Genomic DNA, 14,089 nt, shown 5'->3' with positions numbered 1-14,089 from the left:
GTGTTAACTTCAACGACATACTTGTTGGAAATAGATTCCTGATGTCGCTAAAGCTCCTCGGAATGATAGGTTATCAGTCAAATCATGACACTAACTAAAGCATGACTATTTTTTCCTGTACAAAAACACAGCTCCATGGTTAACATACTGCTATGTTAACCATTTTCTTGAGCCCTCTATGTCCGCCCAAATGTTATCTGCCGTCCCATTAACCTCCCTTTCTGGGGTTGGCGCGAAAGTCGCAGAAAAACTCGCCAAAGTTGGCTTACATAGCGTTCAAGATTTGCTGTTTCATCTTCCACTGCGCTACGAAGATCGTACCCGTATTTACCCTATTGCCAAACTGCATGCTGGCCTTTGGGCGGCCGTGCAAGGCAAGGTCATGGCAGTCGACACCATCTTCGGTAAGCGCAAAATGTTAACGGTAAAAATCAGCGACGGTAATGGCACTATCACGCTGCGCTTTTTCAACTTTACCGCGGCCATGAAGAACAATTTCACACAAGGTAAGTTAGTACATGCTTACGGTGAAATTAAGCGCGGTGGCATGGGCTTGGAAATTGTTCATCCTGACTACAAGTTTTACGTCAGCGATCAAAAGCCCGATGTAGAACAGAGCTTAACCCCTGTTTATCCCACTACAGATGGTTTACGCCAAATCACATTGCGCAACCTTACCGAACAAGCTTTAGCGCTGCTTGATAAAACCGCAGTGCAGGAATTACTTCCAGCCGGGCTGTATAACCATCAAATCACGATGTCGCAAGCGCTGCACACCATTCATCGCCCACCACCAACCATTAATTTAGATGAGTTTGACGAAGGCAAACATCCTGCTCAAATCCGCTTGATCATGGAAGAGTTGCTCGCACAAAACTTATCGATGCTGGCGGTGCGTAGCAAAGGCCAGAAGGATTCAGCGTTACCTCTCGGTCCTTGCAATAAACTAAAAACGCAGCTTTTAGCCCAACTGCCTTTCTCTCCTACGAACGCTCAAACCCGAGTAGTACAAGAGATTGAAGCCGATTTAGAAAAACCCCACCCAATGATGCGCCTAGTGCAAGGTGATGTGGGATCGGGGAAGACGTTGGTTGCCGCTCTGGCCGCCGTTCGTGCCATTGAGCACGGCTATCAGGTGGCACTCATGGCACCAACCGAACTATTGGCTGAGCAACACGCGATCAACTTCGCCAACTGGTTTGAAACAATGGGCATTCAAGTCGGTTGGTTAGCGGGCAAACTCAAAGGTAAGGCAAAGGAAGCCGAGCTGGCTCGCATTGCCAGTGGTGAAGCACAAATGGTAGTGGGTACTCACGCGCTATTCCAAGAGCACGTTGAATTTCATCACCTTGCTTTGGTCATCATTGATGAACAGCACCGCTTCGGTGTCCATCAGCGATTAGAGTTACGTGAAAAAGGCGCAAAACAAGGCGCCTACCCACATCAGTTGATCATGACGGCAACGCCTATTCCTCGCACGTTAGCGATGACCGCATACGCTGACCTGGAAACTTCCGTGATTGACGAACTGCCTCCGGGTCGAACGCCGATTCAAACCGTCGCCATTCCTGACACAAAACGTGACGACATCGTCGAGCGTGTCCGAAATGCCTGCTTAAACGAAGGTAAGCAGGCATATTGGGTGTGTACTCTGATTGATGAGTCGGAAGTATTAGAAGCGCAAGCCGCGGCAGATACCGCTGAAGAGCTTCAACGTAAGCTACCGGACGTAAAAATTGGTCTAGTACACGGCCGAATGAAGCCGGCAGAGAAACAAGCGGTGATGCAAGATTTCAAAGACAATAAACTGCATTTGCTGGTCGCAACGACGGTGATTGAAGTTGGCGTGGATGTGCCAAACTCTAGCTTGATGATCATCGAAAACCCCGAACGTCTTGGTTTGGCACAATTACACCAGTTGAGAGGTCGCGTGGGCCGAGGTTCCGTTGCTAGCCATTGTGTGCTGCTGTACCACTCTCCACTGTCGAAAACCGCGCAAAAACGTCTCGGAGTACTACGTGAAAGTAACGATGGTTTCGTCATTGCACAAAAAGACTTAGAGATTCGTGGCCCAGGCGAACTCTTGGGTACAAAACAGACTGGTCTTGCTGATTTCAAAATCGCAGACTTAGTTCGAGATCAACGTCTGATTCCCGAAGTTCAGCGCATTGCGCGTCATATTCATGACAATTACCCGACTAACGCAACAGCAATTATTGATCGCTGGTTGGGTGAGCGGGATATTTACTCCAAAGCATAGTGATTAAAAGCGAGCCAAATGGCTCGTTTTTTAATACGCTAAAAACCAAAGCAATCGTTTGCTTTTTAGGTAGATCTCTCTATAATCGCGCACAAATTTTTAAGTGTGTTGCATCACACTCCACCAACCTGAGTTGACTCTGATTAACAGCAATCACAGGTAACGACGTCAACTCCACCCTGCTCTCCCATTCAGCGAGATCTGGGAATATATTGCGACTAGCGAGACAAACAATGACAACTTCAAACCGATCTTCGGAACTGGTCTATCAACTCAATGATCGACCACCTTTGCCTCAAACCATTTTTGCCGCACTTCAGCACTTATTGGCGATGTTCGTCGCGGTTATCACTCCGTCACTGATCATCTGTCAGTCTTTGGGTGTACCAGCAGACCAAACGAATACCATCATCAGCATGTCTTTATTTGCGTCAGGCGTGTCTTCGTTTATTCAAATTCGCACCTTTGGCCCAATTGGCTCTGGTTTACTCTCTGTTCAAGGCACCAGCTTTAACTTTTTAGGTCCTATTATTGGTGCAGGCCTATCGCTGAAAGCAGGTGGAGCAGACATCAGCACCATGATGGCAGCCATTTTTGGTACGATTTTAGTGGCATCATTTGCAGAGATTTTCCTATCTCGCGTATTAGAGCATGCCCGTCGCATTATCACTCCGCTCGTTTCAGGCATTGTCGTCACTCTTATCGGCCTCACACTGATTCAGGTCGGCTTAGTATCAATGGGCGGTGGCTACGCAGCATTAAATGAAGGCACATTCGGCAGCTTAGACAAACTGGCGCTCGCTGGAACGGTACTTGGCTTAATTGTGATATTAAACCGCTCTAAAAACCCATACATCCGTGTGGCTTCGATTGTGATTGCGATGCTAGTAGGCTACATCATGGCGTATTTTATGGGGATGGTAGATACTTCTCAGCTAGGCACAACCGAGATCGTAGCACTGCCCGTACCAATGCAATATGGCTTATCGTTTGACTGGTCTCTGTTCATTCCGCTGGTGCTGATTTTCTTTATTACCGCACTAGAAGCCATCGGCGATATTACCGCCACATCCGAAGTGTCTGGCGAGCCAGTCAAAGGCCCAGTGTACATGAAACGCATTAAGGGTGGTGTGTTAGCAGACGGCTTAAACTCTGCAATCGCAGCCGTGTTTAACATTTTCCCGAACTCCACCTTTAGCCAGAATAACGGCATCATTATGCTAACAGGGGTTGCGAGCCGTTACGTGGGTTACTTTATTTCTGGCATGTTAGTGATTCTTGGCTTGTTTCCTGGTGTCGCTAGCTTTGTTCAGCTGATTCCTGAGCCAGTACTTGGTGGCGCAACGATTGTCATGTTTGGTACGATTGCTGCTGCTGGTGTACGTATTATCTCTCGTGTTGAGCTCGATCGCCGCGCAATTCTGATCATGGCCTTATCCTTCTCAATGGGGCTTGGTATCGCGCAAAAACCAGAGATTCTGCAATTCATGCCAGAATTTATTAAGAGTATTTTCTCCACTGGCGTTGCTGCAGGTGGTATCACAGCGATCATTTTAAACCTACTTCTGCCAGAGAAACTGGAAGACGAAGATGAACTTCCTCAAGAAGTAAAAGAGTCTTAATAAGATTGTAGAGAAAAGCAAAGCCCAACCTGTTTAGGTTGGGCTTTTTGTTTTAAATGGTACAGTCACCGACTTACTTGGTAGGAAAGCTGATTTGAGCGATTAAACCGCCTTCACTGCGATTACGCATCACCACAGAGCCTGAGTGCTGGCTGATTATACGCTTCACTATCGCCAGCCCAAGCCCTGTACCTTCACTGCCGCGAGCTGTATCACCACGCGTAAAGGGTTCAAATAATTTTGCGATTTGAGAATGCTCGATACCCGGTCCGTTGTCTTCTACCGATATCCACACTAGCTGCTTATCTGCCGTCACACCGGTACTGATTTTGACCCAGCCATTGCCGTAACGCAGTGCATTGACAACTAAATTACTGATCGCCCGTTTAATCGCAATGGCGCTTCCTTTGGCTGGTGGCAGGTTAGGATTAAGATCCGTTTCAATTTCAGCCTCATAACCACCTTCCGAACTGGCGACATCACTGGCAATCGTACTGATATCCACAGGTTCAAACGATTCTTTGTTCACCGGTTTGAGGTAGTCCATAAACTGACTAATGATCTCATTGCACTCTTCCGTATCGCTAATGATCCCTTCAGCAAGGTAGCTGTCCTCGGGAGACATCATTTCTGTCGCTAAGCGAATGCGCGTCAGCGGTGTTCGCAAGTCATGGCTAATCCCCGCCATTAATAGGGCGCGATCTTCTTCGAGCTCCTGAATGCCTTTGGACATTTGATTAAACGCTCGGGTTACAGAGCGAATTTCCGATGCGCCTTTTTCTGCCAACGGTGGCGGGATTTCACCTCGACCGACGTCTTTCGCGGCTCTCTCTAAAGCCAAAAGTGGGCGGTTTTGTAAACGAATAAACAACCAACCACCAGCAATGATCAGCAGCGCCATAATCAAGCTGTTACGAAACAGCGGTGCAAAATCTTCTTCTTGCAGCTCAGATAAAGGAATACGAATGATGGAGTTCGGCAACTTTTCGATGTGCATCCACAAGATGTAACTTTCATCACCAAGCAATAAGCGCACTTCGGTCGGCGAACCTAGCTCTTGGCTCATTTCTTCAGACATCAAATCAATCGACATCGCGTGATGAAATTCAACCGCTTTATCGCTGTCAAAGCTGTGAACCGTCACCCCCAGCCTTTCTAATAATTGACGTCTCAGCGGTGCATCAGATTTTAATGGCCCTTCATCATCAAGCACCAAATTGAGCTCATGGGCGAGAATTTTATTGAACTGCTGCAAACTCGGCATCAACGCGTAGTTAAAAACGGCGTAGTAAGAGAAAACTTGGCTAGCGAGGAGCAAAGAGATGAACAGCAGAATAGATTGTGTCAGTGAACTTCGGATGCGCATGGAACGTTCCTGGTGGTCCTAATCGCGAAATTTCAGCCTTCTAAGGGAAGGACTTGAAGGCTGAAGTTGCTATAGCCAAGTGCTGGCTATGGAGTGAGGAGATTACACCTCTTTGCCGTCTGGGACGAAAACGTAACCTAACCCCCACACGGTTTGAATGTAGCGTGGCTTGCTCGGATCGTCTTCTAACATGCGACGCAAACGTGAGATTTGCACGTCAATAGAACGTTCCATCGCAGAATATTCACGGCCACGTGCCATGTTCATCAATTTGTCTCGTGACATCGGCTCTCGCGCATTCGTCACGAGCGCTTTCAGGACAGCAAACTCTCCTGAGGTCAGTGGCATTGCCTCGTCACCGCGGAACATCTCGCGAGTGCCTAGATTGAGTCGGAACTCACCAAACTCCACTACTTTTTCTTCGGTGCTTGGCGCGCCCGGCAACTCTACGGTTTGACGGCGTAGTACGGCTTTAATGCGAGCGAGTAATTCACGTGGGTTAAATGGTTTTGGCAAATAATCATCCGCCCCCACTTCCAGACCCACAATGCGGTCCACTTCATCACCTTTCGCGGTGAGCATTAAGATTGGCAGCATGTTGTTCGCGTGGCGTAGACGACGACAAATCGACAAACCGTCTTCACCTGGTAACATTAGGTCCAGCACCATTAAGTGAAAGTTTTCGCGCGTTAGTAGGCGATCCATCTGTTCGCCATTGGCGACACTTCGGACCTGAAAACCTTGCTCAGAAAGGTAACGCTCCAATAGAGCACGTAAACGAGCATCGTCATCAACCACTAAAATTTTATGATTTTCTTGCATTGAAACATCCTTTCAGAAGCATCTATTGTCGAAAATGTATCACTGTTTTTCCTAACGTGCTCAAGCAAATTGTTACTCTTTTTATCTTAAGCGCTTTATTTTCTCTCTAGCAGGTATTTTCAGCACCTACTATTGGCCATAATTCCATTCCAGTTCACGTTTGGCCTCAAGTAACTCTTGTTGTGCTTCTGCCAATTTGTGACGTTTTTTCTCGATTTTGTCTGCTTTCCCTGAGCGCTGCGCTTCCGCTAGTTCTTGCTCACGCTCCTCAACGTCTCGCGCCTTTTCGTCCACTTCCGCTTGCAGTTCTTGACGCAGTTCACCTTCCGAACATTCATTCTGGATAGCGGTAAGTGCCTGTTCTAAGCCTTTAATTCGATGTTCATTACCTTGTGCTTTCGCATACTCAAGCTGCTGTTCTACCGCTAACTCTTTGGCGTCACAGCCTTTCACTTCATCTTGAGCAAAAACTGAGAGTGAGAATCCTATTGTTAGTGCAGCGCTACACATGACTGCTTTGTTCATTTTACTTCTCCGAGAAAGGCAACATGCCTTTGTATTCAATAAGCTGACGTTGAGACTCAAGTCACTTCCAGTGAACTTCAAGAGACTTGAATCGGTGATAAAGCCTCAGTCTTCCAAGGCTGGTTTGTTGTATTCAATCGAGTTAATGAACCACTCTTTTTCACCTTCTGGGGTTCGCACCGTGAATTCTTCATCCACTTGTTTTTTCAACATCGCTCGCGCCATAGGTGAATCGATAGAGATGTAGTCTTTCGCATCTCCATAAATCTCTTCAGGCCCAACTATGCGGAACTTCTTCACCTCTCCTGCCTCATTTTCTATTTCAACCCAAGCACCGAAAAAGACTTTGCCTTCTTGCTGCGGAGAATAGTCAACGATCGTGACTTCAGGCAGAAACTTGCGAAGAAATCGAACACGACGGTCGATCTGACGAAGCAGACGTTTATTGAAGGTGTAATCCGCATTTTCTGAGCGATCGCCCAGGCTCGCCGCCCAGGTGACAATTTTGGTGATTTCAGGACGCTTTTCATTCCAAAGGTAATCATGCTCTTGTTTGAGTTTGTTATAACCTTCACGGGTAATCAGCTTAGTTTTCAAGTTAACTCCTATCTCAACTAAAAAATGCCGCTCTTGAGCAGCATTAAGGAGATGATATACCCAAAGCACTGGCTTCGTTCGGGCTTTGGGTATCAAGATAATAAGGCGGCCAGAGTGCTACTTTTCGTAATCTGGTTTTTGCGTCACGATGTAATTCGTATCACTCGAAACAACCGCGCCATGTTTTAGGAAGTTTTTACCTAAAATCATGCTGTAATGGAAGCGACCTCGGTCTTGCAAATTGACTCGGATCTTCTTCTCTAACTCGCCAAGCTTAACGTGCATTTCTACTACAGGCCGTTCATTGGCCTTTTCTCCTTTTTTGGCCGTTATACGCATGACATCCACCACCTCACGGGTAAACGCCTTGGTCATGCCTAGATCGTTTTCATAAGTAAAACTCACCATATCTTTACCGTCTTTTTGAAAGCGCTTGATGTCCTTGGCATTAATCGAGCTCACGTCAGCACCAGTGTCCAATTTGACAGGGAAAGACATCCCTTCCACTTCAGCCACTTCGATATGACCGGCTTTGAAAAGTGGCCTTGCATCTAGTAAATGGTCGGCGCGAGTATTCAGCAGCACACCGCCTTTGGCGATATCATGACCAAAGACGAAAAATGGTTGCGTCTCGTCTTCATCTAGCACGTCGAGTGCAAATTCCATTGATGTCTCTTTGCTACCGAAAAGGAAATCGCCATCAACAACGGGACGCACAGTGCTACCCACTTTGAGCTTTTTCACCACAGGCTTGGTAATTTTTTCTTCTTTACCCTCATCGTTCATTAAATAAAACGTGACGGATTCATCCTTACCTTTTTCTGTTACTTCAAAGCCATTTACACGCAGTAATGGCGTTTTCACCGTAAACGTGGGGTAAGCAGGAACGGTATAACCATCAATGGTGACTTGTTCTTCCGGCGAAATCACGAGGGGCTTTGACTTGAGTGCGCTCTTGAACGTTTTTTCAACACCGCCCAATAGGTTTTCTCTGTCGGTATCAATCACAAAGTGTTGGCTCGCGACATCCTGACCCAAGCGAATTTGTGAACTGAACTTACTGCGGTCACGCAAATAGACTAACCAACGTTGAGTTTCGTTTTCGTCGATTTTCACTGGTAAGTAGACCAACGGACGCTCGCTCTTAGTGGTTTTCAGCATGCGTACCAAAGGTAACGTCATTGGATGGCGCTTGCCGTTTTCACCTTCTAGCGTGAAAGAAACTGCATCGTTCTTTTTATCAACCTTGATATCCAGTGCGTGAACGTTGGTGTAGCGGCTGGTGGTTGATATGCTGATCTTGTATGGCACGCCCTCAACTTCAACCGTCTCTTTTTTGCCGATCATTTTTGCGCTTGGTTGCTCTTGAAGATAGTCGTAGCCAGCAAATACCCACGCATTGTTATCGAGATAGGTTTTACCAATCAAGATAGGAGAAGAGAATTGCGTGCGCTTGGTCAGGTTCACTTCTGTATCAACGGTGTGGCCTGCAATCGTCATCGGCATTTTTATCGTCGGGCGTAAAATAGGCTTTTTGCTTGTTCGACTACGAATGGCGCTCACTCGCTCCAGATCATCGGTAATCTGTATTTCTTTTCCTGTGTAAGGATGAGGAACCGTAAAGCTCACCTTCACTTGATATGGTTTAAAAGTATCGGCATCCCACTTCGCCTTCGTCCCACCTAAATCATCGACAATCGCCCACAACAACTCGTTGTCTTTCAAGTTCTGGTAGTCAGGATGAGAGCTACTGACATGGATGTTCTCTGCATGCATAGACGTGGTGTCAGCACCAGTATCAATCTTGCCAATAAATGGTACCGCTTTTAGCTCTGGAATATCACTGTAGTAAACGCTCTCCACTCGTCCAAGCACCAACTTGTCATCAAGCTGATATACAGGGTCTTGTGTGGTTGCTGATATGGATTGTGCCCAACTAAGCGGGGCGACAAGTAAGGCACTCGTAAGCGCTAACGCCAAAGACATTTTTTTCATCATGATTATCCGTATAAGCCGAGGTACATTTAGTTATATCAATAACCGTGGATATAGGTTAGTCGATAGTTGCGGATATAAGTTCTCAATTTAATTACAGTTTTGACACAAATCTGACTGATGTCCACCAGCGCCCGGTAAATTTTTGTCTCGTTAATTTAAAACATTGCAAATTCTTCGAACGACCCCAATGTTCTATACAACCCAAACCGAATTGAAAGAGAAAACACGGATGAGCCAAGCTATCTGTCGTATGATTGCTCAAGAACTGAATGTTCGCCCTGAGCAAGTCAACGCCGCTGTCACCCTAATTGATGACGGTAACACCGTCCCTTTTATTGCACGTTACCGCAAAGAGGTGACGGGTGGCCTTGATGATACCCAACTGCGTACTCTGGACAGCCGTCTGTCTTACCTTCGTGAAATGGATGACCGCCGTCAAACCATTCTCAAATCGATCCAAGAGCAAGGCAAACTGACGCCTGAGCTTGAGCAAGAAATTATTCAAGCCGATAGCAAGACTCGTCTTGAAGACCTTTACTTACCTTACAAACCTAAACGCCGCACTAAAGGCCAAATCGCCATTGAAGCCGGCCTAGAACCGCTAGCTGACATGCTTTGGAATCATCCGCAAACCGAGCCAGAAAGCGAAGCAAGCAAATATCTTGATGCCGACAAAGGCATCACAGATACCAAAGCCGCCCTAGACGGTGCCCGTGCGATCATCATGGAACGCATTGCTGAAGACGCAAACTTACTGGAAAAAATCCGTAACCACTTAAATCGTAATGCGGAACTTGTCTCACGAGTCGTTGAAGGAAAAGAGCAAGAGGGTGAGAAGTTCAAAGATTACTTCAATCACAACGAACCGCTGAGCAAAGTCCCTTCTCACCGTGCACTTGCGATGTTGCGCGGCCGCAATGAAGGCTTCCTGACTTTAGCCATGAACGCTGATCCAGAGCAGGAAGAAGGTGCTCGCCAATCTTACTGTGAAACCATCATTGCCGACCATTATGGTGTGACGTTAAGTAGCGCACCAGCAGATGCATGGCGCAAACAAGTGATCAGCTGGGCATGGCGCATCAAAGTATCGATGCACATGGAAACCGAGCTAATGGGCGCAATGAAAGAGCGTGCTGAAATTGAAGCGATTGAAGTATTTGCGACCAACCTAAAAGATTTGTTGATGGCGGCGCCGGCAGGCCCTCGTGCAACACTTGGTCTCGATCCTGGTCTGCGTACCGGTTCAAAAATCGCGGTTGTCGATTCAACGGGTAAAGTTCTCGCTACGGAAACCATCTACCCTCACCCTCCGCAAAAACAATACGACAAATCAGCGCAAATCGTTGACCAGTTAGTGCGTAAGTACAACGTGGATTTAATTGCGATTGGTAACGGCACGGCTTCTCGTGAAACCGATAGCTTTGTCGCAGACGTAATCAAACGCGGCAACCTAAAAGTTCAGAAAATCATCGTCAGCGAAGCAGGCGCATCGGTGTACTCGGCCTCTGAACTCGCAGCGAAAGAGTTCCCGAATATGGATGTATCACTGCGTGGTGCAGTGTCGATTGCGCGTCGTTTGCAAGATCCATTGGCTGAGCTCGTGAAAATCGATCCGAAATCGATCGGTGTGGGTCAATACCAGCACGATGTAAGCCAATCTATGTTGGCAAAACGCCTAGATGCGATTGTGGAAGACTGTGTAAACGCGGTTGGGGTTGATGTGAACACGGCTTCTGCCGCACTATTAACGCGTGTAGCGGGCTTATCAAGCACCATCGCGCAGAACATTGTCGACTTCCGCGACGAAAATGGCCGCTTCGAAGCACGTACGACGTTGAAGAAAGTACCTCGCTTGGGTCCTAAAGCGTTCGAACAGTGTGCGGGCTTCCTACGTATTATGGACGGCAAGAACCCACTTGATGCTTCAGCAGTCCACCCGGAAGCATACCCAGTAGTCAAAGCAATTGCTGAGAAAAACAGCAAAGACATCAAGGCACTGATTGGTGACTCAGCATTCCTTAAAGGCTTACACGCTGTGGATTATACCGATGAACACTTTGGTGTCCCAACGGTTACCGATATCATCAAAGAACTGGATAAACCGGGTCGTGACCCACGTCCTGAATTCAAGACCGCTACGTTTGCAGAAGGCGTAAATTCAGTTTCTGATCTAGAACCGGGTATGATACTAGAAGGCGTGGTCTCGAACGTAGCCAACTTTGGTGCCTTCGTCGATATCGGTGTTCACCAAGATGGTCTGGTCCACATTTCTGCGCTGACTGACCGCTATGTTTCTGATCCACGTGAAGTCGTGAAAGCAGGTGACATCGTCAAAGTAAAAGTGATGGAAGTGGACGTACAGCGTAAGCGTATTGGTCTATCGATGCGTTTGAACGACGAGCCGGGTCAAGATAACCGTAGCCAACGCTCTTCAGCCGCACCACGTCGTAATGACCAAGCACAACGTCGTCAGCCTCGCAGCGATGAGTCTTCATCGAACAGTGCAATGGGCGGTGCTTTTGCGGCGGCGTTTGCTAAAGCGAAAAAGTAACCTTACCTAGGTTTCACTGCTAAAAAGAAAACGCTCCAATCAGTTCAATCTGCTTGGAGCGTTTTTGTTTGAGTAGGATATTGAGTCGTCATAATACTGCTATCACTTCTGACGGGGTATGGGGAGCGACTGCATGACCATAATGAAACTTGATCACCTTCCTGCGCTTTTCCATTAATCCTTCATTGATCGCAGCATCCAAAATGCGCTTTGGTAAGCGAAAACGAATTGCGTAGCCCTTACCTTGGTCTTCACTGTACGACTTGAGCGCAAGCAAACTAAAAAGCCGTTCTAGTGTATCTTCCGGCTCTTCTTGATAACGCGTGTCGACTTCTGTTTCCATGTCATAATCAGGATGCTCTGAAGGATCCCAAGAAGACTGACGTCGGCGCTTGTCATCGCCTTTTACTTTTCGCTCTGCATTGGTTTTGGCCAATGCGACCGTTGGCGTCACAGGCTCTCGGACTTTATTGTCGCGAGCTGCTTGTTCCGTCTGCACATTCACGGATGGGGCGATCAGTGGCACACTTACGTTGGTCGGTGACACAATCATTGCGAACCCTCCTCAGAGTCGCCCAACTCGTCAATATGGCTTAGCTTTATTGGCTAATAAAACCTCACCAACCTTTATATCGACCACTTTTTAAACAGCTTGAGCTTTTTCCGCTTGTATTTGATTAATCGTGAGCAAACTCTCGAATTTGGGCACAAAACTCGTCATGTTCGGTCATAAAGGGCGCATGAGAGGACTGATTGAAAACAAACTGCTGAGTATGAGATAACTGTTCACTTAAATCATTCGCCACTTTAATCGGCACCAATCCATCCAAGCGACCATAAAGACGCAGCATTGGTACAGAAAGAGACGTCAATGCATCGCGCAGATCCACATCAGCAAGGATGTTTAGTCCAACCAACAGCGACTCAGGGTTTGGCTGAGGGCGCGACAGTACCGCTTGCTTGAGCTGCTTCACATCTTTACGTGCAGATGGACTGCCCATCGCTTGTAACGCCATAAAGCGCTCAATGGTCAGTGAAAAATCTTCTAACAACTGAGAGGTGAATGCGCTCAGTACATTCGGTTGAATACCGCGCCAAGGCTTCTCTGCGGCAAATTTTGGTGAGCTGGCAACCGTGATCAACTTAGTCACACGCTCGGGCATGTTTAATGCGACATGCGTCGCCACTAAGCCTCCGAGGGACCAGCCAAGCCAAATCGCTTTCTTTGGCGCACTTTGCACCACCAAGTTAGCAATATGGTCTAAATCTTCACCATGATGCTCGGCACTGTGTCCATAACCCGGAAGGTCAACAACATGAACACGGAAATCAGTTTGAAGTGATTCGACGGTTTGCTGCCAAACCGCGCCATTCATACCCCAACCATGTAGCAACACCAGATCAGGTCCTTCACCAAACGACTGCCAATGTAATTTCGTGCTCATGCTCTCAATCTCTCCCACTAATTTTATTCCCTACGCCATCAGCCAAGCGTTAGGCTGAGTAAAATATCACCATGAATAAGCGCTATGTTATCTCATCACTGGCAAAACATCATGCATCGCGTGTTGAGCAGTCAATGCGGTCTGTGTCGGTTCCCTATTCAAACACCAAACCACACGCATGCTCTGCGTTGGTGTGAGCACTGTTTACAGCACCTAACTCCAATCAAGCGATGCCAACGTTGCGGTTTAACGTTACAGAAAGAGGAGATGAGTACGGATAGTATTTGTGGTGAATGCCTTTCAGAACCACCGCCATGGCAAAGGCTATACACGTTAGGCGATTACGACTTTCCCCTTTCACGGGAAGTACAACGCTTTAAAGATCACGGAGAGTCTTGGCATGTAAAGGCATTGACCGAGCAACTGGCGCAGCACATTACAACACCAGCTCCAATCATTACCAGTGTGCCACTGCACTGGCAGCGTTACCTGCGCCGGGGATTTAATCAAAGTGATGTTTTAGCCCGACACCTCGCCCAGCAATTGCAAACCAATTTCGACGCGAAGGTCTTTCGCCGGGTCAGACTCGCCCAATCACAGCGCGGCAATACTAAAGCGAGCCGTGAACAAAACCTAAAAGGCGCGTTTGTTCTCAATAAGCGACCGCCATCTTCCCATGTTGCCATCGTCGATGATGTGGTCACCACAGGGAGTACCGTCCGACAATTATGTCATTTACTACTTGAAGTTGGCGTAGAAAGCATCGATATTTACTGCATCTGCAGAACACCTGCTCCTCGTTCTCTCTAGATCGCTTCGCCATGCCTTAGCATCAAAAAGACTAGACCCATACGTCAACAAGAGTAGAATAGCAGCAGTAACCTACAAATTTACTCGGGTATT

The 14,089-nt window shown here is 47.3% G+C and carries 11 protein-coding genes; 4 read left to right on the top strand and 7 right to left on the bottom strand.

The genetic code is table 11. The annotated features are described in order from the left end of the window. Positions 1-178 precede the first annotated feature (178 nt). A complete protein-coding gene (gene recG, locus MSG33_RS16225) occupies positions 179-2,260 on the top strand; it encodes an ATP-dependent DNA helicase RecG (protein WP_248381456.1) in 2,082 nt (693 codons plus the stop codon). Positions 2,261-2,493: 233 nt separating this feature from the next. Next, a complete protein-coding gene (locus MSG33_RS16220; RefSeq protein WP_248381455.1) occupies positions 2,494-3,882 on the top strand; it encodes a uracil-xanthine permease family protein in 1,389 nt (462 codons plus the stop codon). A gap of 73 nt (positions 3,883-3,955) precedes the next feature. Here the strand turns inward: MSG33_RS16220 and envZ are convergent, their stop codons facing one another. The 5 genes from envZ to MSG33_RS16195 form a co-directional block, all read right to left on the bottom strand. Then, a complete protein-coding gene (envZ, locus tag MSG33_RS16215; RefSeq protein WP_248381454.1) occupies positions 3,956-5,248 on the bottom strand; it encodes a two-component system sensor histidine kinase EnvZ in 1,293 nt (430 codons plus the stop codon). 102 nt (positions 5,249-5,350) lie between these two features. Continuing rightward, on the bottom strand, positions 5,351-6,070 hold the full coding sequence (gene ompR / locus MSG33_RS16210; RefSeq protein ID WP_005394960.1) for a two-component system response regulator OmpR: 720 nt from the start codon (positions 6,068-6,070) through the stop codon (positions 5,351-5,353). Between the two features lie 129 nt (positions 6,071-6,199). Then, a complete protein-coding gene (locus MSG33_RS16205; RefSeq protein WP_005394961.1) occupies positions 6,200-6,595 on the bottom strand; it encodes a DUF1090 domain-containing protein in 396 nt (131 codons plus the stop codon). 105 nt (positions 6,596-6,700) lie between these two features. Next, on the bottom strand, positions 6,701-7,192 hold the full coding sequence (gene greB / locus MSG33_RS16200) for a transcription elongation factor GreB (protein WP_005394962.1): 492 nt from the start codon (positions 7,190-7,192) through the stop codon (positions 6,701-6,703). Positions 7,193-7,309: 117 nt separating this feature from the next. Then, positions 7,310-9,190, bottom strand: coding sequence for a RimK/LysX family protein (locus MSG33_RS16195; RefSeq protein WP_248381453.1), 1,881 nt, complete (start codon positions 9,188-9,190; stop codon positions 7,310-7,312). A 229-nt stretch (positions 9,191-9,419) separates the two neighbouring features. Between MSG33_RS16195 and MSG33_RS16190 the strand changes: the two genes are divergently transcribed. Continuing rightward, positions 9,420-11,741: a Tex family protein gene (locus MSG33_RS16190; protein WP_248381452.1), complete on the top strand. Its 2,322-nt coding sequence runs from the start codon at positions 9,420-9,422 to the stop codon at positions 11,739-11,741. Positions 11,742-11,829: 88 nt separating this feature from the next. Here the strand turns inward: MSG33_RS16190 and MSG33_RS16185 are convergent, their stop codons facing one another. Next, the gene (locus MSG33_RS16185) at positions 11,830-12,294 is read right to left on the bottom strand and encodes a hypothetical protein (protein WP_005379316.1); all 465 of its coding nucleotides are present in this window, start codon (positions 12,292-12,294) and stop codon (positions 11,830-11,832) included. A 124-nt stretch (positions 12,295-12,418) separates the two neighbouring features. Beyond that, a complete protein-coding gene (gene bioH / locus MSG33_RS16180) occupies positions 12,419-13,186 on the bottom strand; it encodes a pimeloyl-ACP methyl ester esterase BioH (RefSeq protein WP_248381451.1) in 768 nt (255 codons plus the stop codon). An 84-nt stretch (positions 13,187-13,270) separates the two neighbouring features. On the opposite strand from bioH, the gene MSG33_RS16175 reads away from it, so the two are divergent. Continuing rightward, positions 13,271-13,996: a phosphoribosyltransferase family protein gene (locus tag MSG33_RS16175; protein WP_248381450.1), complete on the top strand. Its 726-nt coding sequence runs from the start codon at positions 13,271-13,273 to the stop codon at positions 13,994-13,996. Positions 13,997-14,089 lie beyond the last annotated feature (93 nt).

Origin of the sequence: Vibrio sp. 1CM7H (assembly GCF_023161645.1) — a bacterium.
Lineage (GTDB): Bacteria > Pseudomonadota > Gammaproteobacteria > Enterobacterales > Vibrionaceae > Vibrio > Vibrio diabolicus.
Note: the sequence above shows the minus strand (reverse complement) of the source record. Positions and strands in the feature narration are given on the sequence as shown.